This is a genomic window from Alcanivorax sp. HI0044 (assembly GCF_001634945.1).
Map to the genome: position 1 here is coordinate 1 of NZ_LWEZ01001819.1, position 1,294 is coordinate 1,294.

Genomic DNA, 1,294 nt, shown 5'->3' on the forward strand with positions numbered 1-1,294 from the left:
CCCAGTGGTGCAAAGACCACAACTGCACGCTGGTGGAAATCCAGGAACAGAACCCGTTCCCCTCCCTGGATGACATCAACCGGGTGGATATCGCTATCGTGGCGGATCAGCTGGAATACATGCCCCAGCATGATGGCGAGGCACTGTTGGGATTGCTCCGCAACCTGCACACCGACTCCATGGTGGCCGTGTACCAACCCACCCTGGCACCGCAGAAATTGCGCTGGCCGGCTAACGGGTTTCTGGCACTGGGCTGTCGCGAACAGGGGCATTTTGCTGAAGACGGTCGTGAACTGAACATCTACAGCTACGACCTGGATAACTACAATTTCGAACGCAAATGGAATAACCCGCGCTTCTGGGCCAACCCGGAAAACTGGGGGAAATACTGGTGGTAACCTTGGCATGGCGCTGCGTTCTGGCAATGGACGCAGCGCTGTCGTATGGTTGCGCCGTCAACTGAATTGATGGCCCACCATGATCGGACACCGTTTTCGCGAAATTTTCATTTTCTGGTGGCGGCACCTTGGCCCGCTGTTTCTGGTCACCGCCCCCTTTGCCCTGATCACTGAAGCCACCCAGTGGATCTTCGGCCCGTCGTTCGTGCTACCAGAAACCGAAGGGGCCGCCCTGCAATTCAGCGGCATCAGCCTGGCCATTATTTTACTGGTGCGCCCACTGGCGGAAGGTGCGCTGTATGTGCAACTGTCCGCCAGCAGCAACGGCAAACCCCGCGGCCTGCTGGCCTGTATCGCCCCGGCACTACTGGTTTACCCACCCTTGCTGCTCACCTATGCGCTGATGGCCATTGGTGTGTCTTTAGGCTGGATGGCCCTGTTTTTCCCGGCGGTGTGGGTCTACACTCGCCTGTGTTTCGCCCCTCTGCTGGTGATACTCAAGCAGCAAAATCCTGTCGACGCCCTGCGCCATTCTTTCCAGATGACCCAGGCCCAGCAATGGCCGCTGTTACTGGTGCTGGTGCTGGTATTTCTCGCGTACCTGATGATGAGCAGCCTGGTGGCCAGTGCCATTCTTGGCGTGGTCAGCCATGCCGCCGCGGCCTCGTTACTGGCGGCCCTGCCCGTTTCACTGCTCAGCGCGCTGGTCAATATTGCTGTGTTCCGCTACTGGTCGCTGAGCCAACAAGGCGATTCGACCAACCCAGGCTGACCGTTACCGACCGCGACCTGACCCCTGAACAGGTACATTCGCTCCAAGTCGTCATGGCAAGAGCGGATGTTGATGGCATACTCATCAGACAGACTGCCTGACAGCCACCTGACGACGACGCATC

2 protein-coding genes are annotated in these 1,294 nt (G+C 58.5%); both read left to right on the forward strand.

What is annotated here, in order from left to right:
• Positions 1-398: DUF6231 family protein (locus A3730_RS27240; RefSeq protein ID WP_063539347.1), on the forward strand; the 398-nt coding region annotated here is incomplete at its 5' end.
• A gap of 79 nt (positions 399-477) precedes the next feature.
• Positions 478-1,170 (forward strand): hypothetical protein, encoded by a 693-nt coding sequence (locus A3730_RS27245; RefSeq protein WP_063518559.1) that lies wholly within the window; start codon positions 478-480, stop codon positions 1,168-1,170.
• Positions 1,171-1,294: the final 124 nt, after the last annotated feature.

Coding starts and splice junctions, on each gene's coding strand:
- A3730_RS27245 (WP_063518559.1), top strand. CDS start 478: ATGATCGGACACCGTTTTCGCGAAATTTTCATTTTCTGGTGGCGGCAC.